18 protein-coding genes are annotated in these 19,865 nt (G+C 52.6%); 13 read left to right on the top strand and 5 right to left on the bottom strand.

The window, feature by feature from the left end:
• Window positions 1–95 precede the first annotated feature (95 nt).
• On the top strand, window positions 96–305 hold the full coding sequence (locus JQN59_RS22285; RefSeq protein WP_003031706.1) for a CsbD family protein: 210 nt from the start codon (window positions 96–98) through the stop codon (window positions 303–305).
• A gap of 48 nt (window positions 306–353) precedes the next feature.
• On the opposite strand, the gene zur is transcribed toward JQN59_RS22285, so the two are convergent.
• On the bottom strand, window positions 354–872 hold the full coding sequence (gene zur, locus JQN59_RS22280) for a zinc uptake transcriptional repressor Zur (protein ID WP_003031709.1): 519 nt from the start codon (window positions 870–872) through the stop codon (window positions 354–356).
• Window positions 873–987: 115 nt separating this feature from the next.
• On the opposite strand from zur, the gene JQN59_RS22275 reads away from it, so the two are divergent.
• The 3 genes from JQN59_RS22275 (at window position 988) to pspG (ending at window position 2,958) form a co-directional block, all read left to right on the top strand.
• Window positions 988–1,476, top strand: coding sequence for a cupin domain-containing protein (locus tag JQN59_RS22275; protein ID WP_003031710.1), 489 nt, complete (start codon window positions 988–990; stop codon window positions 1,474–1,476).
• Window positions 1,477–1,583: 107 nt separating this feature from the next.
• Window positions 1,584–2,582: a tRNA dihydrouridine(20/20a) synthase DusA gene (dusA, locus tag JQN59_RS22270; protein ID WP_048215129.1), complete on the top strand. Its 999-nt coding sequence runs from the start codon at window positions 1,584–1,586 to the stop codon at window positions 2,580–2,582.
• 133 nt (window positions 2,583–2,715) lie between these two features.
• Window positions 2,716–2,958, top strand: a complete 243-nt coding sequence (gene pspG / locus JQN59_RS22265; RefSeq protein ID WP_048227487.1) for an envelope stress response protein PspG — start codon at window positions 2,716–2,718, stop codon at window positions 2,956–2,958.
• A 179-nt stretch (window positions 2,959–3,137) separates the two neighbouring features.
• Here the strand turns inward: pspG and JQN59_RS22260 are convergent, their stop codons facing one another.
• A complete protein-coding gene (locus tag JQN59_RS22260) occupies window positions 3,138–4,121 on the bottom strand; it encodes a quinone oxidoreductase (protein ID WP_008786924.1) in 984 nt (327 codons plus the stop codon).
• Window positions 4,122–4,185: 64 nt separating this feature from the next.
• On the opposite strand from JQN59_RS22260, the gene dnaB reads away from it, so the two are divergent.
• The 5 genes from dnaB (at window position 4,186) to JQN59_RS22235 (ending at window position 9,599) form a co-directional block, all read left to right on the top strand.
• Window positions 4,186–5,601: a replicative DNA helicase gene (gene dnaB / locus JQN59_RS22255; protein ID WP_003826610.1), complete on the top strand. Its 1,416-nt coding sequence runs from the start codon at window positions 4,186–4,188 to the stop codon at window positions 5,599–5,601.
• Between the two features lie 214 nt (window positions 5,602–5,815).
• Window positions 5,816–6,895 carry an alanine racemase gene (gene alr / locus JQN59_RS22250; RefSeq protein WP_003826612.1) on the top strand — a complete coding sequence of 360 codons (1,080 nt, stop codon included), beginning with the start codon at window positions 5,816–5,818 and terminating at the stop codon, window positions 6,893–6,895.
• Window positions 6,896–7,023: 128 nt separating this feature from the next.
• Window positions 7,024–8,217, top strand: a complete 1,194-nt coding sequence (gene tyrB / locus JQN59_RS22245) for an aromatic amino acid transaminase (RefSeq protein ID WP_048227486.1) — start codon at window positions 7,024–7,026, stop codon at window positions 8,215–8,217.
• A 184-nt stretch (window positions 8,218–8,401) separates the two neighbouring features.
• Window positions 8,402–9,115: an acid phosphatase AphA gene (gene aphA / locus JQN59_RS22240; protein WP_003826615.1), complete on the top strand. Its 714-nt coding sequence runs from the start codon at window positions 8,402–8,404 to the stop codon at window positions 9,113–9,115.
• A gap of 127 nt (window positions 9,116–9,242) precedes the next feature.
• On the top strand, window positions 9,243–9,599 hold the full coding sequence (locus JQN59_RS22235; RefSeq protein WP_008786927.1) for an MmcQ/YjbR family DNA-binding protein: 357 nt from the start codon (window positions 9,243–9,245) through the stop codon (window positions 9,597–9,599).
• 1,273 nt (window positions 9,600–10,872) lie between these two features.
• Here JQN59_RS22235 and uvrA read toward each other — a convergent pair.
• A complete protein-coding gene (uvrA, locus tag JQN59_RS22230) occupies window positions 10,873–13,695 on the bottom strand; it encodes an excinuclease ABC subunit UvrA (RefSeq protein ID WP_003826619.1) in 2,823 nt (940 codons plus the stop codon).
• 251 nt (window positions 13,696–13,946) lie between these two features.
• On the opposite strand from uvrA, the gene ssb1 reads away from it, so the two are divergent.
• Complete coding sequence (gene ssb1, locus JQN59_RS22225; protein ID WP_003826621.1) at window positions 13,947–14,471, top strand: single-stranded DNA-binding protein SSB1; 525 nt, start codon at window positions 13,947–13,949, stop codon at window positions 14,469–14,471.
• Between the two features lie 66 nt (window positions 14,472–14,537).
• On the opposite strand, the gene JQN59_RS22220 is transcribed toward ssb1, so the two are convergent.
• Complete coding sequence (locus JQN59_RS22220; protein WP_003826625.1) at window positions 14,538–14,819, bottom strand: YjcB family protein; 282 nt, start codon at window positions 14,817–14,819, stop codon at window positions 14,538–14,540.
• A gap of 552 nt (window positions 14,820–15,371) precedes the next feature.
• Between JQN59_RS22220 and JQN59_RS22215 the strand changes: the two genes are divergently transcribed.
• Entirely contained in the window at window positions 15,372–16,958 is a 1,587-nt protein-coding gene (locus JQN59_RS22215) for an EAL domain-containing protein (RefSeq protein ID WP_149607436.1), read from the top strand.
• A gap of 2 nt (window positions 16,959–16,960) precedes the next feature.
• On the opposite strand, the gene soxS is transcribed toward JQN59_RS22215, so the two are convergent.
• Window positions 16,961–17,284: a superoxide response transcriptional regulator SoxS gene (gene soxS, locus JQN59_RS22210; protein ID WP_003031731.1), complete on the bottom strand. Its 324-nt coding sequence runs from the start codon at window positions 17,282–17,284 to the stop codon at window positions 16,961–16,963.
• A gap of 86 nt (window positions 17,285–17,370) precedes the next feature.
• Between soxS and soxR the strand changes: the two genes are divergently transcribed.
• Both soxR and ghxP read left to right on the top strand, forming a co-directional pair.
• On the top strand, window positions 17,371–17,829 hold the full coding sequence (soxR, locus tag JQN59_RS22205) for a redox-sensitive transcriptional activator SoxR (RefSeq protein ID WP_003826630.1): 459 nt from the start codon (window positions 17,371–17,373) through the stop codon (window positions 17,827–17,829).
• Window positions 17,830–18,437: 608 nt separating this feature from the next.
• On the top strand, window positions 18,438–19,787 hold the full coding sequence (gene ghxP, locus JQN59_RS22200; protein WP_003826632.1) for a guanine/hypoxanthine transporter GhxP: 1,350 nt from the start codon (window positions 18,438–18,440) through the stop codon (window positions 19,785–19,787).
• Window positions 19,788–19,865: the final 78 nt, after the last annotated feature.

The raw sequence follows: 19,865 nt of genomic DNA, 5'->3' as shown, positions 1-19,865 counted from the left end.
ATCACTGACTACACTTATTCTCACGTCCAGCAAAAACAGCATGTGTCTGGACATGGCACTCTCGCTATTCACAACCTAACGATGAGGACTTGATGATGAATAAAGACGAAGTCGGCGGCAACTGGAAGCAGTTTAAAGGTAAAGTGAAAGAGCAATGGGGCAAACTGACCGATGATGATATGACGGTCATTGAAGGTAAACGTGACCAACTGGTCGGTAAAGTCCAGGAGCGTTACGGTTACGCGAAAGATCAGGCGGAGAAAGAAGTTAACGATTGGGAAAAACGTAATGATTACCGCTGGTAATTAACCCTTCCCTCCTGAGAGTACAAGGATGTACGCTCTCCCGCTTACCTAGCGCCCAACTTTCTTCTTCACCTGAATCGTATGGTCATGCTGGCACTCGCCAGGATGGCGGCAAGATTCAACTTCCACACAGGCCGGACACAGCCCGTGGGCTTCAATAACGTTATGCCGCAGTGCAAAGCCCATTTTTGCCGCCAGCGTATGCATAATGTCTTCCACGCCTTCCGCACACTCTTCTTTTACCACGCCACAGCGGTCGCAAATGAACATTGCGGAACTGTGGGTTGGCTGATCGAACAGATGACAAAGTACATAGCTGTTGGTGGATTCCACCTTGTGCACGAAACCTTGTTCCAGCAGAAAATCGAGCGCACGATATACGGTAGGTGGTTTAGCCTGTGGCTCAGTTTCCCGCAACAGGTCGAGCAGGTCATAGGCGCTGATCGCACCTTCCTGCAGGCTCATCAGGCGCAGTACTTCGAGGCGTTGTGGCGTAAGCCGCACGTTGCGTTGCGCGCAGAGTTTTTCAGCTTGAGCCAATAACTCTTGCGTAGTGGTTTTGTCCATTTGGCGCCTCGATTTGCGTGGAAGGTTAATCCCTTACTTTAACATGTTCTGCTTAAAACGCCGAGATCCACCGTGGTGTGCTATACCTGACGCATCGCAATACTGGAAAATAACCATGAAAAGACCCGATTGTATTCGCCACTGGCGTGAGGTTGAGGGGGCTGATGACTCCACTTATCCTGACAGCGATGAGCTATTTGCTATTGGTGCGCCGCTTGCCCGCAAGTTGGGGTTAGGACGACTCGGTATTCATCATGAACGCCTGCCGCCGGGTCGGCGCACGTCGTACCCGCACGCTGAAAGCGATGAAGAAGAATTTATCTACGTGCTGGAAGGTTATCCTGAGGCCTGGATTAACGGGTATTTATGGAAGCTGGAACCGGGCGACAGCGTCGGTTTCCCGGCAGGTACAGGCGTGTGCCATACCTTTATCAATAACACCAGTGAAGAGGTGCGCCTGTTAGTCGTGGGTGAGGCGAACAAAAAATACAACCGCATTTATTATCCGCTTAACCCGGTCTACGCCGCTACACGTGAGGATCGCTGGGTCGACCATCCGCCACAGTTTTTTGGATCTCACGACGGAAAACCGGGGCGTAAATAGCTTTTGTTTAGGGTCAGGGGGAGTGAGCCGCGAGGATGTGGCTCACTATCGTAACGGTCTATGCTATAGTAGCGCCCCTTTTTTAACCGGATGCTTGAATATTCGCCATGCTGCCTGAATCTCAGTCTACCGCTTTTCCCGCTCATCGTTTTTCTATCGCGCCGATGCTCGACTGGACGGACAGACACTGCCGCTACTTTTTGCGCTTACTGTCCAGCCAGACGCTGCTCTATACGGAGATGGTAACCACTGGGGCAATCATTCATGGTAAAGGCGATTATCTGGCGTATAGCGAAGAAGAACATCCGGTCGCATTGCAACTGGGCGGGAGCGATCCTGCGGCGCTGGCGCAGTGTGCTAAGCTCGCTGAACAGCGGGGCTACGACGAAATTAACCTCAACGTGGGTTGTCCTTCCGACCGCGTACAGAACGGCATGTTTGGCGCCTGCCTGATGGGGAATGCGCAGCTGGTCGCCGATTGCGTCAAAGCAATGCGCGACGTGGTGTCGATTCCGGTTACGGTGAAAACTCGTATCGGCATTGATGACCAGGACAGCTACGAATTCCTCTGCGATTTCATCAACACGGTATCTGGCAAAGGCGAATGTGAGATGTTTATCATTCACGCCCGCAAGGCCTGGCTGTCCGGGTTAAGCCCGAAAGAAAACCGCGAAATTCCACCGCTGGATTATGACCGTGTTTATCAGTTAAAGCGCGATTTTCCGCATCTGACGATGTCGATCAACGGCGGCATTAAATCGTTGGAAGAAGCGAAAATTCATCTGCAACATATGGATGGCGTGATGGTGGGGCGTGAGGCGTATCAAAACCCAGGCATTCTGGCGTCCGTTGACCGCGAGATTTTTGCAGCTACCACCAAAGATTCCGATCCAGTCGCCGTGGTGCGTGCCATGTACCCGTATATTGAGCGTGAACTGAGTAAGGGAACCTATTTGGGACATGTGACACGCCATATGTTGGGGCTGTTTCAGGGTATTCCCGGTGCGCGCCAGTGGCGTCGTTACCTGAGCGAGAATGCACATAAAGCCGGGGCAGATATTAACGTTCTGGAGCACGCGCTGAAGCTGGTGGCAGACAAACGTTAAGTTTTCACCAAAAGTTAGTTAATTTCACCACGCCCTGCGCTTTGTCGCGGGGCGTTTTCTTTATAAATCAACGCATTATTTTTGGCATGTTTCTTGTAAAGCAATGGAGAGAATTTCATTTCGGGAGAGAGCCATGCTGGAACTACTTTTTGTGATTGGATTTTTTATCATGCTGATGGTCACCGGCGTATCTTTGCTGGGCGTTCTGGCCGCATTGGTCGTAGCCACCGCCGTGATGTTTCTGGGCGGACTATTTGCCTTGATGATTAAACTGTTGCCCTGGCTGCTACTGGCTGTTGCCGTGGTGTGGGTGATCAAGACGATAAAAGCGCCAAAAGTCCCACAGTATCAGCGCAATAACCGCCGGTTTTACTAAGGTATTGAGCGGTACGTCACAACCTGCAACATTGCCTTTAGAACCAAATAGGAATTGATTATCAAATCTGTCACTATTGCCAGGTTAACGAATTCATCGAGCTGTACCCTACATACAGCCGAACTAAAAAAAGAAAGGGCTTCCTGCGGGAAGCCCTAATTCTTTCTTTCCCCGTCATCTTAAGGAATTAGCAAACTCGATCCCTGCGTGGCACGGCTTTCCAGTACTTCATGAGCACGCTGTGCATCGTGCAGTGCGAACGTTTGACCAGGCGCGACATCCACTTTGATCACTCCGCTGGCAATCAGCGAGAAAAGCTCATTGCTGGCTTCGGTTAATTCGCGGTGGTTGGTGATGTAACCCTGTAGAGAAGGACGGGTCACGTAGAGCGAACCTTTCTGGTTCAGAATGCCTAAGTTCACGCCAGTAACCGGCCCGGAAGCATTACCAAAGCTGACCATTAGTCCCCGGCGCTGCAAACAATCCAGCGAGGCTTCCCATGTATCTTTCCCCACCGAGTCATACACCACCCGCACTTTTTTACCGCCAGTTACCTCTTTCACTCGCTCAACAATGCTCTCTTCACGATAGTTGATGACCTGCCATGCGCCAGCCTGCAGCGCAATTTGCGCTTTTTGCGCACTGCCGACGGTACCAATCAGCTTCGCACCCAATGCTTTTGCCCACTGGCAGGCAATCATGCCGACGCCCCCCGCAGCCGCATGGAACAAAAACGGCTCATCAGGTTGAATTTCATAGGTTTTACGTAACAGATAAAAAACGGTTAGCCCTTTAAGAAACGAGGCGGCAGCTTGTTCAAACGAGATAGCGTTAGGCAGGATGGCGGCTTTATCGGCCGGAACGTTATGCACTGAACTGTAGGCGCCAAGAGCAGACTGGGCGTACACCACGCGATCGCCAGCTTTAATGTGTGTTACTTTGCTGCCAACTTTGCTGACTACGCCGGCAGCTTCGGTACCCAGACCGCTGGGCAGAGATGGCGGCGGATAAAGACCACTGCGGATGTAGGTGTCGATATAGTTGATCCCAATCGCTTTGTTCTCGACCTGGATTTCGTTTTCCGCCGGGTCTACGGGCGTAAACTCCACCGCCTTGAGTACATCAGGGCCACCATGCTTGTGAAATTCAATACGTGTTGCCATGCTTCCTCCAAAAGAAATGTGGTAATCTTTCGACCCAATCATTATCTCGGTAACTCCATTCACTATGGCAGGAAATAAACCCTTCAACAAACAACAGACTGATGCTCGTGAGCGCGATCCCCAGGTCGCCGGGCTGAAAGTACCGCCGCACTCGATTGAAGCGGAACAGTCGGTGTTGGGCGGTTTAATGCTGGATAACGAACGCTGGGACGATGTCGCCGAGCGTGTGGTGGCGGAAGATTTTTATACCCGTCCGCACCGGCATATCTTCACGGAAATGCATCGCCTGCAGGAGATGGGAAAACCCATCGATCTGATCACGCTGGCAGAGTCGCTGGAAGTTCAGGGACAACTGGACAGCGTCGGCGGTTTTGCTTACCTGGCTGAGTTGTCTAAAAACACGCCAAGTGCGGCCAACATTAGCGCCTATGCGGATATCGTCCGCGAACGTGCCGTTGTCCGTGACATGATTTCGGTGGCTAACGAAATCGCGGAAGCCGGGTTTGATCCGCAGGGACGTTCCAGTGAAGACCTGCTGGATCTCGCGGAATCCCGCGTCTTTAAAATCGCTGAAAGCCGTGCCAATAAAGACGAAGGCCCGAAAAACATCACCGATGTGCTCGACGCCACCGTTGCGCGTATCGAGCAGCTGTTCCAGCAACCGCACGACGGCGTCACCGGGGTGAACACCGGTTATGACGACCTCAATAAAAAGACGGCTGGTTTGCAGCCGTCAGACTTAATTATTGTCGCCGCGCGTCCGTCGATGGGTAAAACGACATTTGCAATGAACCTCGTCGAAAATGCGGCGATGCTGCAGGATAAGCCGGTTCTTATCTTTAGTCTTGAAATGCCATCAGAACAGATCATGATGCGTTCCCTGGCCTCGCTCTCACGCGTAGACCAAACTAAAATCCGTACCGGTCAACTGGATGATGAGGACTGGGCGCGAATTTCCGGAACAATGGGTATTTTGCTGGAGAAACGAAACATCTATATTGATGACTCTTCCGGCCTGACGCCAACGGAAGTGCGTTCGCGTGCCCGTCGTATCGCCCGTGAACACGGCGGTATCGGACTTATCATGATCGACTACCTGCAGCTGATGCGCGTGCCGTCGCTTTCCGACAACCGTACGCTGGAAATTGCTGAAATTTCCCGCTCGCTGAAAGCGTTAGCGAAAGAACTGCATGTACCGGTGGTGGCGCTGTCGCAGCTTAACCGCTCTCTGGAACAACGTGCCGACAAGCGTCCGGTCAACTCGGATCTGCGTGAGTCTGGCTCCATCGAGCAGGATGCCGACTTAATCATGTTTATCTATCGTGATGAGGTTTATCACGAAAACAGCGACCTGAAAGGGATCGCAGAAATCATTATTGGTAAGCAACGTAACGGCCCGATCGGTACGGTGCGCCTGACGTTTAACGGTCAGTGGTCGCGCTTCGATAACTATGCGGGCCCACAATACGACGACGAATAAATCTCCGTCATCCTTCATGCTGCAGATGCGTTGACTACGCCCGTTCACCCCAGTCACTTAGTTTACTAAGCTCCCGGGGATTCTCTGGCTTGTCGCGTGACTCGGACTGCGTCCTCGCCCCTTCGGGGCCAGCGCAGGCGCTGTTCAAAAACGCCAAAGCGTTTTTGTCCTGCAACACGAATGATTTAGGAAATTCTTTTATTAAGGAATACAAATGCAAGCGGCAACTGTAGTCATTAACCGCCGCGCTCTGCGACACAACCTGCAACGTCTGCGTGAACTGGCTCCAGCCAGCAAACTGGTTGCGGTCGTGAAAGCGAACGCCTACGGCCATGGTCTGTTAGAGACCGCGCGAACGCTCCCCGATGCGGACGCTTTTGGTGTCGCTCGTCTTGAAGAAGCCCTGCGCTTGCGAGCGGGAGGGATCACGCAGCCCATCCTGCTGCTGGAGGGATTTTTTGATGCCTCCGATCTGCCGACTATTTCCGCGCAGCGCCTGCATACTGCCGTCCACAACCAGGAGCAGCTCGAAGCTCTGGAAGCCGCTAAACTGGCTGAACCCGTTACCGTCTGGATGAAGCTCGATACCGGTATGCATCGCCTGGGCGTACGCCCTGAGCAGGCCGAGGCGTTTTATCAGCGCTTAACACAGTGTGAAAACGTGCGCCAGCCGGTCAATATCGTCAGCCACTTTGCTCGTGCGGATGAGCCTGAGTGTGGCGCGACCGAAAAACAGCTCGATATCTTCAACAGTTTTTGTGAAGGCAAACCGGGGCAGCGTTCGATTGCCGCATCGGGTGGTATTTTGCTGTGGCCGCAGTCTCACTTCGACTGGGCGCGTCCGGGGCTGATTCTGTATGGCGTATCGCCACTGGAAAATCACTCCATCGGCGCTGATTTTGGCTGCCAGCCGGTAATGTCGCTGACCTCAAGTCTGATTGCGGTGCGTGAGCACAAAGCGGGCGAGCCGGTTGGTTATGGAGGAACCTGGCTGAGCGAGCGCGACACGCGTCTTGGCGTGGTGGCGATGGGCTATGGCGATGGTTATCCGCGCGCAGCGCCTTCGGGGACGCCGGTTCTGGTCAACGGCCGTGAAGTGCCGATCGTCGGTCGCGTCGCGATGGATATGATTTGCGTCGATTTAGGCCCCGAAGCGCAGGATAAAGCCGGCGATTCGGTGATTCTGTGGGGCGAGGGCTTGCCCGTTGAACGCATTGCTGAAATGACGAAGGTAAGTGCTTACGAACTTATTACGCGCCTGACCTCAAGGGTAGCGATGAAGTATATCGATTAGCAGCATGATGTGCCGGACAGGTGGTTACGCCGCCTTCCGGCAATATTCCTCTCAACATCCTCTCGATCTTCTCCCACTTCCGGTTTATTGTGTTCTTAACCCCTGCCTGTAAACCCGGAGAACCACACGTGTTTCAAAAAGTTGACGCCTACGCCGGCGACCCGATTTTATCGCTCATGGAGCGCTTCAAAGAAGATTCACGTAGCGACAAAGTGAATCTCAGCATCGGCCTGTATTACAACGAAGACGGCATTATTCCTCAGCTTAAAGCTGTGGCGGAAGCGGAAGCCCGCCTCAATGCCAAACCGCATGGCGCTTCGCTGTATCTGCCGATGGAAGGTCTGAACACGTATCGCCATACTATTGCGCCGCTGCTGTTTGGCGCAGAACATCCGGTTCTCCAGCAGCAGCGCGTCGCAACCATTCAGACGCTGGGCGGCTCCGGTGCGTTAAAGGTTGGCGCAGACTTCCTGAAACGTTATTTCCCTGATTCTGGCGTGTGGGTCAGCGATCCGACCTGGGAAAACCATATCGCGATTTTTGAAGGTGCCGGATTCGAAGTAAGCACTTACCCATGGTATGACGACACGACCAACGGCGTGCGTTTCAACGACCTGCTGGCAACGCTGAATACCCTACCGGCGCGCAGCATCGTGCTGCTACATCCGTGCTGCCATAACCCGACAGGGGCGGATTTAAGGCCTACGCAGTGGGATAGCGTTATTGAGATCCTGAAAGCACGCGATCTGATCCCGTTCCTGGATATTGCTTACCAGGGCTTTGGTGGTGGAATGGAAGATGACGCCTATGCGATTCGCGCCATTGCCAGCGCCGGATTGCCCGCTCTTGTCAGCAACTCATTCTCGAAGATTTTCTCCTTGTACGGCGAGCGTGTCGGCGGACTGTCAGTGGTATGTGAAGACGCTGATACCGCCAGCCGCGTGCTGGGGCAGCTAAAAGCGACGGTGCGTCGAAACTACTCCAGCCCGCCAAACTTTGGTGCGCAGGTAGTTGCCGCGGTACTGGGTGATGACGCGCTGAAAGCCAATTGGCTGGCGGAAGTTGAAGAGATGCGTACCCGCATTCTGGCGATGCGCCAGGAGTTGGTTAACGTATTGAATACGGAGATCCCAGGCCGTAACTTTGACTACCTGCTGCAACAGCGCGGGATGTTCAGCTATACCGGGCTTAGCGCAGCCCAGGTTGATCGTCTGCGCGATGAGTTCGGTGTATACCTGATCGCCAGCGGTCGCATGTGCGTGGCCGGGTTGAATCACGGTAACGTGCAGCGCGTGGCGAAGGCCTTTGCCGCCGTCATGTAACCGACTTTGCAGGCCTGATAAGCGTCGCGCCATCAGGCCTGTTTTCCAATGTGATCGTGCTCCTTTTCCAGGACAAAACCAGAGAAAATCCTTCCTTTCCCTCCCCCTAAGGGGTAAGGTCAGATAGTTTTTTGACCAGTTGTTAATAAAAAAATGATAACTAACTGACTACTTAGGGAAAAATATGCGCAAGTTTACGTTGGCACTGAGTGCCGTTTGTTTATTGTTCACGCTAAATCAGCCAGCCCAGGCACTCGTTTCTTCTCCCTCTCAGCTCAATCCAGGCACTAACGTTGCAAAGCTCGCTGAGCAGGCTCCCATTCACTGGGTCTCCGTGGCACAAATTGAAAACAGCCTGACCGGACGTCCGCCGATGGCCGTCGGGTTTGATATCGATGACACTGTCCTCTTTTCCAGCCCAGGCTTCTGGCGCGGTAAAAAAACGTATTCTCCGGACAGTGAGGATTACCTGAAGAATCCGGCCTTCTGGGAAAAAATGAACAATGGCTGGGACGAGTTCAGTATTCCAAAAGAAGTCGCGCGCCAACTGATTGATATGCACGTGCGTCGCGGTGACAGCATCTTTTTCGTGACCGGGCGTAGCCAGACGAAGACTGAAACGGTGTCGAAAACGTTGTCTGATAACTTTCACATCCCAGCTGGAAATATGAATCCGGTCATTTTTGCCGGCGACAAGCCGGGTCAGAACACCAAAACGCAGTGGCTGCAGGATAAAAATATCCGCATGTTCTACGGTGACTCCGATAATGACATCACTGCCGCTCGCGACGTGGGTATTCGCGGTATTCGCATTTTGCGCGCCTCTAACTCCACTTATAAGCCGCTGCCACAGGCCGGTGCGTTTGGTGAAGAGGTGATCGTCAACTCGGAATATTGAGGACGCTGGCTGCGGATTGCTGTTTTTTTAAACAAATTTACATTGCTGGCTTTTACCTTTTGCGGACTTGCTGCACACTGAATAAAAGATGTTCTCATGAGGCAATATGCTGGTAAGGGGAATAAAGATGACGAATTCGGAGTTGCTGCAATACTGCATGGCAAAAACGGGCGCGGAGCAGAGCGTTCACAGTGACTGGAAGGCCACGCAAATCAAAGTCGAAGATGTGCTTTTTGCCATGGTAAAAGAGGTGGAAGAACGCCCGGCGGTGTCTCTGAAAACCAGCCCTGAACTGGCAGAACTGTTGCGCCAGCAGCATAGCGATGTTCGGCCAAGCAGGCATCTCAATAAGGCGCACTGGAGTACGGTGTATCTGGACGGCTCGCTGCCGGATTCACAGATTTATTATCTGGTCGACGCCTCTTATCAGCAGGCTGTGAATACGTTGCCGGAAGATAAACGCCGGATACTGACGCAGCCCTGATCCGTTTCGCCGGATGCGGCGCAAGCGCCTTATCCGGCCTACAGGCTTTATACCTGGTCTGTAGTTTCGTAGGCCTGATAAGCGTAGCGCCATCAGGCACAACGCTTGCCGGATGCGGCGCAAGTGCTTTATCCGCCCTACAGGCTTTATGCCTGGTCTGTAGTTTCGTAGGCCTGATAAGCGCAGCGCCATCAGGCATAACCGTAGCCGGATGCGGCGCAAGCGCCTTATCCGGCCTACAGGCTTTATGCCCGGTCTGTAGTTTCGTAGGCCTGATAAGCGTAGCGCCATCAGGCACAACGGTTGCCGGATGCGGCGCAAGCGCCTTATCCGGCCTACAGGTTTTATGCATATTCTGTAGTTTCGTAGGCCTGATAAGCGCAGCGCCATCAGGCACAACGGTTGCCGGATGCGGCGCAAGCGCCTTATCCGGCCTACAGCTTTTATGCATATTCTGTAGTTTCGTAGGCGCTGATAAGCGCAGCGCCATCAGGCACAACGGTTGCCGGATGCGGCGCAAGCGCCTTATCCGGCCTACAGACTTTATGCGTATTCTGTAGTTTCGTAGGCCTGATAAGCGCAGCGCCATCAGGCACAACTGTTGCCGGATGCGGCGCAAGCGCCTTATCCGGCCTACAGGCTTTATGCCCGGTCTGTAGTTTCGTAGGCCTGATAAGCGTAGCGCCATCAGGCACAACTGTTGCCGGATGCGGCGCAAGCGCCTTATCCGGCCTACAGGCTTTATACCCGGTCTGTAGTTTCGTAGGCCTGATAAGCGCAGCGCCATCAGGCACAACGGTTGCCGGATGCGGCGCAAGCGCCTTATCCGGCCTACAAGCTTTATACCTGATCTGTAGTTTCGTAGGCCTGATAAGCGTAGCGCCATCAGACACAACGGTTGCCGGATGCGGCGCAAGCACCTTATCCGGCCTACAAGCTTTATACCTGATCTGTAGTTTCGTAGGCCTGATAAGCGTAGCGCCATCAGGCACAACGGTTGCCGGATGCGGCGCAAGTGCCTTATCCGGCCGACAAGCTTTATGCCTGGTCTGTAGTTTCGTAGGCCTGATAAGCGTAGCGCCATCAGGCACAACCGTAGCCGGATGCGGTGTAAGCGCCTTATCCGGCCTACAAGCTTTATACCTGGTCTGTAGTTTCGTAGGCCTGATAAGCGCAGCGCCATCAGGCACAACGGTTGCCGGATGCGGCGCAAGCGCCTTATCCGGCCTACAAGCTTTATGCATATTCTGTAGGCCAGACAAGTGTTGCGTAATTACAACAGCGGTTTGAGGAAGCGGGCCGTGTGTGAGGCTTCACACTCAGCGACCGTTTCTGGTGTGCCGGAGACAAGGATTTCGCCGCCGCCGCTGCCGCCTTCCGGACCGAGATCGACAATCCAGTCTGCGGTCTTAATCACGTCCAGATTGTGCTCAATCACTACGATGGTGTTGCCCTGATCCCGGAGTTGATGCAGCACGTCCAACAGTTGCTGAATATCCGCAAAATGCAAACCGGTGGTCGGCTCATCGAGAATATACAGCGTTTGCCCGGTACCGCGTTTGGACAGTTCGCGCGCCAGCTTCACGCGCTGTGCTTCACCGCCCGAGAGCGTGGTAGCGGACTGGCCCAGTCGAATGTACGTCAGGCCAACGTCCATCAGCGTTTGCAGCTTACGCGCCAGCGCCGGAACGGCATCGAAGAACTCACGTGCTTCTTCAATCGTCATATCCAGCACTTCGTGGATAGTCTTGCCTTTGTACTTAATTTCTAACGTTTCGCGGTTATAGCGCTTGCCTTTGCACTGATCGCACGGAACGTAGATATCCGGCAGGAAGTGCATTTCGACTTTGATCACGCCGTCGCCCTGACAGGCTTCACAGCGTCCGCCACGGACGTTAAAGCTGAAACGCCCCGGCGTGTAACCGCGTGCGCGTGACTCCGGTACACCGGCAAACAGTTCGCGCACTGGCGTAAATACGCCGGTGTAGGTTGCCGGGTTAGAGCGCGGCGTACGGCCAATCGGGCTTTGGTCAATGTCGATCACTTTGTCGAAATGCTCCAGGCCCTGAACGTCGCGATACGGCGCAGGTTCAGCCAGCGTCGCACCGTTCAGCGCCGTCTGTGCAATCGGGAACAGTGTGTCGTTAATCAGTGTCGATTTACCCGAACCGGAAACACCGGTAATGCAGGTAAATAAACCTACCGGCAGCGTCAGGGTGACATCTTTCAGGTTGTTACCGCGTGCGCCGGTGAGTTTCAGCACTTTCTCTGGGTCAGCCGCAACGCGCTGTTTAGGCACTTCAATCTTGCGTTTACCGCTCATGTACTGGCCGGTCAGCGACTCAGGCACTGCCATGATGTCGTCAAGCGTCCCTTCGGCGACGACCTGACCGCCGTGAACTCCCGCGCCCGGGCCGATATCGATAACGTGGTCAGCGGCGCGAATCGCGTCTTCATCGTGCTCGACCACAATAACGGTATTACCCAGATTACGCAGGTGGATAAGCGTACCCAGCAGACGTTCGTTATCGCGCTGGTGCAGGCCAATAGACGGCTCATCCAGTACGTACATTACACCGACCAGACCCGCGCCGATCTGGCTTGCCAGGCGAATACGCTGGGCCTCACCGCCGGAGAGTGTTTCCGCCGACCGCGATAGCGTCAGGTAGTTGAGGCCGACGTTGACCAGGAACTTCAGACGATCGCCAATCTCTTTAAGAATTTTCTCGGCAATCTTCGCCCGCTGACCTGCGAGCTTCAGATTGTTGAAGAAATCCATTGCATGACCGATGCTCATGTCAGAAATCGCAGGCAGCGGCGTATTTTCAACAAATACGTGACGGGCTTCCCGGCGTAAACGCGTCCCTTCACAGCTGGCGCAAGGACGGTTACTGATGAACTTGGCTAATTCTTCACGTACTGCGCTGGATTCCGTCTCTTTATAGCGGCGCTCCATATTGTGCAATACGCCTTCGAACGGATGGCGACGTACGGACGTATCACCGCGATCGTTCATGTATTTAAATTCGATATTCTCTTTACCGGAACCGTACAGTACCACTTTATGCACAGCAGGGTTCAGGCTGGCCCACGGGGCTTCAACGTCGAATTTATAGTGTTCCGCCAGAGACTTAAGCATCTGGAAGTAATAGAAGTTACGGCGATCCCAACCGCGGATAGCACCACCGGCCAGCGACAGTTCCGGGTTTTGTATCACCCGATCAGGATCGAAATATTGCTGCACGCCGAGACCGTCACAGGTTGGACACGCGCCCGCCGGGTTGTTAAACGAGAACAGCCGCGGTTCCAGTTCGCGCATGCTATAGCCGCAGATAGGGCAGGCGAAGTTGGCGGAGAACAGCAGCTCCTCCGCTTTCGGGTCGTCCATATCGGCAACGACCGCCGTACCGCCGGACAGTTCCAGCGCGGTTTCAAAGGATTCCGCCAGTCGTTGGGTGAGATCGTCACGGACTTTAAAGCGGTCAATCACCACTTCAATGGTGTGTTTCTTTTGCAGCTCAAGCTTGGGCGGATCGGAAAGGTCACAGACTTCACCGTCGATACGGGCGCGGATATAGCCCTGGCCTGCCAGGTTTTCCAGCGTTTTGGTGTGCTCGCCTTTACGCTCTTTGATCACCGGCGCCAGCAGCATCAGACGCTTACCTTCCGGCTGCGACAGGACGTTATCCACCATCTGGCTTACGGTCTGCGCTGCCAGGGGGACGTCGTGATCCGGACAGCGCGGCTCGCCAACGCGGGCAAACAGCAGACGCAGATAGTCGTGAATTTCGGTAATTGTACCTACCGTGGATCGCGGGTTATGGGACGTCGATTTTTGTTCAATTGAGATGGCAGGAGAGAGCCCCTCAATGTGGTCGACGTCCGGTTTTTCCATCAGCGACAGAAATTGACGCGCGTACGCGGAAAGGGATTCAACGTAACGACGCTGCCCTTCGGCATATAAGGTGTCGAAAGCGAGCGAAGATTTGCCTGAGCCCGAAAGCCCGGTGACGACAATCAGCTTGTCGCGCGGGATGACGAGGTTGATGTTTTTGAGATTATGGGTGCGGGCGCCCCGAACTTCGATCTTATCCATTCATCTTTCCCGGATTAAACGCTTTTTTGCCTGGCTGCATGGTGCTACCGGCGATCACAAACGGTTAATTATGACACAACCTGACCTGAATGGATATACAGTATTGGAATGCAAAACGCAGACGTCTGTGCAACAATGTCTGGCTGGGGTTGTTTACTGGAATCAACTTCGCAACGTAGTAAAAGCGCTATTGGAAATGCTACAATCCCGCGCTTACACTTATTCAGTAACGTTTTTCAGGAGACACGATCATGGCCAGCAGAGGCGTAAACAAGGTGATTCTCGTCGGTAATCTGGGCCAGGACCCGGAAGTACGCTATATGCCGAATGGTGGCGCAGTTGCCAACATTACGCTGGCTACTTCCGAATCCTGGCGTGATAAAGCGACCGGTGAAATGAAAGAGCAGACTGAATGGCACCGTGTTGTGTTGTTCGGCAAACTGGCGGAAGTGGCCAGCGAATATCTGCGTAAAGGTTCTCAGGTCTATATCGAAGGTCAGCTGCGTACCCGCAAATGGACCGATCAGTCCGGCGTAGAAAAGTACACCACAGAAGTTGTGGTTAACGTTGGCGGCACCATGCAAATGCTGGGTGGTCGTCAGGGTGGTGGTGCTCCGGCAGGTGGCGGTCAGCAGCAGGGCGGTTGGGGTCAACCTCAGCAGCCGCAGGGTGGCAACCAGTTCAGCGGCGGCGCACAGTCTCGCCCGCAACAGTCAGCGCCGGCAGCACCGTCTAATGAGCCGCCGATGGATTTCGACGACGATATTCCGTTCTAATCCCACTGCGCTACGCTGAAAATAATGGCTACCTCAAGACTGGGGTAGCCATATGCAATTTTGTTATCAGTTCAACACCATAGGCCAATCTGGCGGTGTGTGGCTCATCACGTCAACCATTACGGTTTCAATGTTCTTCCAGATAGCGGACATATCCACCAGGGTTATGCCGAGCAATCCAGTCGCAAACCAGCAGGCAAAAACCAGCCCCAAACCGCTGCTAATGACGGCCAGGCCAATATAATCTGATTTACGAAAACGGATATTGAGCGTACTGGCTAAAAACATCAGCACCGCGCTGAGTAGTTGCCACCGCAGAAGAACCACGCCAGTTGTTATTGTCGCCATGAAAAACGTCCTCAGAAAGTCTGGATGCCCAGGACAGCGCGGGGGTGTTCACCGAGGGTGTGATACTCTGGCTATCGACGGGCAATAACATGAATGAAACATTGTTTCTGTTACATGATTTTTGTGAACTATATCACATCTGGTCGTTTGTTCACCAGTATTGGCCGTTATTTTTGTAGGCTTATAACCACTCTAAATGTGTGGTTTTGTTTAATGAAGAGTTGATAATAAATAACCATCTTTTAAACATACATTTAATCTACTTGTTATATTTATCCTAAATTAAACGTTAAAAAAATTTAATGAATTTCTTAAATGCAGCCAGGATAATGCTCATAAAAAATTACTCCGTGGGGATAATAACGTTATGAAATAAGCATAACTTTAAGTTTGCCTTACGGAAAAATAATATCATCATCAACTATTATCAGACTTTTACATAGAGAAGTCTGTTGCTAATACTGATAGATTCATGCAACTTAATCAGTCGGTGTTTATAGCATCCTGCCTTGATGGGTTCTGGCATATACGAAACAGGGAAATAGGGCTGACATGAATCACAGTGCGCGACGCAAGATGCTGAAGTTCCTGGGAACATTCATGGTGGTATTGTTCCCCGTGGTGCTGGCGATATGGTTTGCGCACATCCGGGCGATGACCGAAACACATAGCCAACTCCGCTCTTTTGCTCAACTGGTGTTAAATAAAACAGAATTGGTGATCCTACAAGCTGATTTGGCGCGTGATATGGCCCAGTTGTATCAGGGTAAGATGTGTACCCCGGCACATCAGAAAAGTATGCTAAATATTATTCGCGGTCGTTTATATATCAGTGAGCTAATTTATGCGCAGGGCGATCATTTTTTGTGCTCTACGTCTATGGCGCCGCCTGTTACTTATATTATGCCGACACCTGACTATAAACGTACGCCGGATATCGCCATCTATTACTACCGCGATACCCCTTTTTTCGCTGGCTACAGAATGACGTACATGCAACGCGGGAACTACGTCGCAGTCATCAATCCATTGTCCTACAGCGAAGTCATGTCAGATGATCCGGATCTCTCCTGGGGCGTGTATGACACAGTAACAGATACGTTTTTCTCTGCCAGCGAAGCGGCAAATATTGCGCAATTCGCGCCGCTCATACGCGGTGAAGCCTCGACCTTTCAACAAGACGATCGCTTCTACACCATCGTGCATTCAGAAAAACGTCCAATTGCGATTATTGTGTCGACCTCAGACAACCGCGTAAGTCAGATTTTCTATCACGAGGCGGTATTAACCATCCCCTTCGGGATTATCTGCAGCATCCTGATATTGCTAATGTGGTGGCGCACGCGCCAGGAATACTTATCCCCTCGGCGTTTGCTAAAACGCGCGATCAAAAAACGTCAGCTTTGCCTGCATTACCAGCCGATTATTGATATTAAGAATGGGCAATGTGTTGGTGCTGAAGCTCTGCTGCGCTGGCCGGGCTGTAAAGGTGAGGTGATGAGCCCGACGGAGTTTATTCCGCTGGCTGAAAAAGAGGGAATGATTGAGCGGATCACGGATTATGTCGTTGAAGAGGTGTTCAACGATTTGGGGTATTTTCTTTCGGCGCATCCTCAGCTTTCTATATCGATTAACCTTTCCGCTTCTGACTTTCATTCATCCCGATTGATTGCTCTGATTAACGACAAAAATCGTGAGTACTCCGTGGCGGCCCAGCAAATTAAAGTCGAAGTGACCGAGCGTGGGTTCATAGATGTACATAAAATGACCCCCGTAATCCAGGCGTTCCGCAAAGCGGGTTATGAAGTGGCATTTGATGATTTTGGCACGGGATATTCCAATCTGCATAATTTGTCAGCGCTGAATGTCGATATCCTGAAGATCGACAAATCGTTTATTAGCACGTTGTCCACTAACAGCACCAGTCACTTGATTGCCGAACATATTATTGAGATGGCACAAAGCTTACACCTGAAGACGATTGCGGAAGGGGTGGAAACGAAGGAGCAAATCGAATGGCTGCTTGAACGCGGCGTACAGTATTGTCAGGGCTGGTATTTTGCGAAGGCGCTGCCGCCGCAGGAGTTCATGCACTGGATACAACGGTCGCCCGCCATACTGACGCAGAGCGGGCAATAATCTTACAGACGATGGCGGTAGTCGCTGGGAGTACGATCAAATTCGCGGCGAAACACACGCGAGAAGGTTTGTTGCGACACATAACCAAGATCCATCGCGATATCAAAAATAGGTCGCTCAGTTGTCCGCAGTTCAACGGCGGCCAGCAAAAGCCGACGCTGGCGGATGTAGTCACCCAAGGTCTGGCGCGTCACCGTGCGGAACATTCTTTGTAAATACCACTTCGAGTAACCTGATTTTTTCGCCACCGCCTCAATGTTCAGCGGTTGATCGATATGTTCATCAATCCATTCAATAAGGGTCTGAATAATCTGCTGATGGGACATAGGGCTGCCTCTTTCTCAGTATTCGATTCGTCGTTTTGTCTGTGGGCGAGTATAATTCCTCAAGTTAACTTGAGGTAAAGCGATTTATGGAAAAGAAATTACCCCGGATAAAAGCGCTGCTCACACCAGGTGAAGTCGCCAAACGTAGCGGCGTGGCGGTATCGACCCTGCATTTCTATGAAAGCAAAGGGTTAATCAGTAGCATGCGCAACAGCGGCAATCAGCGCCGATACAAACGTGATGTGTTGCGTTACGTCGCGATAATCAAGATTGCTCAACGCATCGGGATCCCGCTGGCCACGATCGGTGACGCGTTAGGGGTATTACCTGAGGGGCATTCGCTTAGTGCCAAAGAGTGGAAGCAGCTCTCTTCGCAATGGCGTGAAGAACTGGACCGACGCATCCATACTTTGGTGGCGCTACGCGATGAGCTGGATGGGTGTATTGGTTGCGGATGCTTGTCACGTAGCGATTGCCCGTTGCGTAACCCTGGCGATCAGCTTGGCGAGCAGGGGACCGGAGCGCGCCTGCTGGAAGATGATTAATTGGTTTAAAATATGTGACGGGTATGAAGGATATAAAACTAAAGCGCCACAGAGGGCGCTTTAGTTTGGTTCCGGTCTTTGTCTTTCACTCTATCCCGCTGGTTCACGGGAGGGTTTCCCCCGACATCAACACCCCTCAGTCGAGCACATTAGGGGAGGTTCCGGCCTGTGTTGATAATGTAAGTGTAAGCCACCTCCCTCCATTTGCCAGTGAAATGGTGATTTTTTAGCCAAAAAATTTTACGCATCTTCACCTGTTTTCTTGCGCGAGTTGCGTGAAATAAACACGCCGATGTTGTAATAACTCCGCGAAATTTGTTGCCAAATTGCGCATTGACGATAACGTTTGCGCATCGACTGGTTATTTCTTGCGCGTTATAAGAAGAAATGAGTAAAAAGCGGCAAAGTTCAGTTGAAAACCAGCGTATGATCGCTGGATAATCGTTTGCTTTTTTTTACCACCCGTTTTTTATGCGCGGAGCTAAACGTTTGCTTTTTTGCGACACCCCTATTGACGCAAACCTGGCACATGGAGAAAACGTTTAGCAGGCAGTGGATTGTCCAGCACGCATAATGACGAAAAAATAAACTCTCAGGGGATGTTTTCTATGTCTACGCCTTCAGCGCGTACCGGCGGTTCACTCGACGCCTGGTTTAAAATTTCGCTCCGCGGCAGTACCGTTCGTCAGGAAGTCGTTGCCGGATTAACGACCTTCCTGGCCATGGTCTACTCCGTTATCGTGGTTCCGGGGATGCTGGGTAAAGCCGGGTTCCCACCTGCTGCTGTATTTGTGGCGACCTGTCTGGTCGCGGGCGTCGGTTCTATTGTGATGGGCCTGTGGGCAAACCTGCCGCTGGCAATTGGTTGCGCCATTTCTCTGACCGCATTTACCGCATTCAGCCTGGTGCTGGGCCAACATATTAGCGTGCCCGTTGCGCTGGGTGCGGTGTTCCTGATGGGTGTCCTGTTTACCATCATTTCCGCGACCGGTATCCGTAGCTGGATCCTGCGCAATCTGCCGCAGGGCGTTGCGCATGGTACGGGGATTGGTATCGGCCTGTTCCTGCTGCTGATTGCGGCAAACGGTGTCGGTCTGGTAATTAAGAACCCGCTGGACGGCCTGCCGGTTGCGCTGGGTGACTTCGATACCTTCCCGGTCATTATGTCGTTGATTGGTCTGGCGGTGATTATTGGCCTCGAAAAACTGAAAGTACCGGGTGGCATTCTGCTGACCATTATCGGTATTTCCGTGGTTGGTCTGATTTTCGACCCGGCCGTGCATTTCTCCGGCATTTTTGCCATGCCGTCTCTGAGTGATGAAAACGGCAATTCGCTGATCGGCAGCCTGGATATCATGGGGGCACTGAACCCGATTGTCCTGCCGAGCGTGTTGGCGCTGGTCATGACCGCTGTCTTCGATGCAACCGGAACCATCCGCGCGGTAGCCGGACAGGCGAATCTGCTGGATAAAGACGGACAGATTATCGACGGTGGCAAGGCGCTGACCACTGACTCCCTGAGCAGTGTGTTCTCTGGTCTGGTGGGTGCAGCTCCGGCGGCGGTTTACATTGAATCCGCAGCGGGTACGGCGGCAGGCGGTAAAACTGGCCTGACAGCGATCACCGTTGGCGTGTTGTTCCTTCTGATTCTGTTCCTCTCTCCGCTCTCTTATCTTGTACCTGTGTACGCAACGGCACCTGCGCTGATGTATGTGGGTCTGTTGATGCTGAGCAATGTTGCGAAAATCGATTTCGCTGACTTTGTCGACGCAATGGCAGGACTGGTTACGGCCGTATTTATCGTGCTGACCTGTAACATCGTTACCGGCATCATGATTGGCTTTGCTACCCTGGTAATTGGCCGCATCGTTTCTGGTGAATGGCGCAAACTGAACATCGGCACCGTGGTGATCGCCATCGCGCTGGTGGCCTTCTACGCCGGCGGTTGGGCTATCTGATTCTGATTTCCTGAAGATCCTAAAAACGGGTGGCTTTGGCCGCCCGTTTTCATTTTCAGAACACACTCGTTGTCTTTT

The sequence above is a fragment of the Citrobacter sp. B72 genome (assembly GCF_016894305.1).
Taxonomy (GTDB): domain Bacteria; phylum Pseudomonadota; class Gammaproteobacteria; order Enterobacterales; family Enterobacteriaceae; genus Citrobacter; species Citrobacter portucalensis.
Note: the sequence above shows the minus strand (reverse complement) of the source record. Positions and strands in the feature narration are given on the sequence as shown.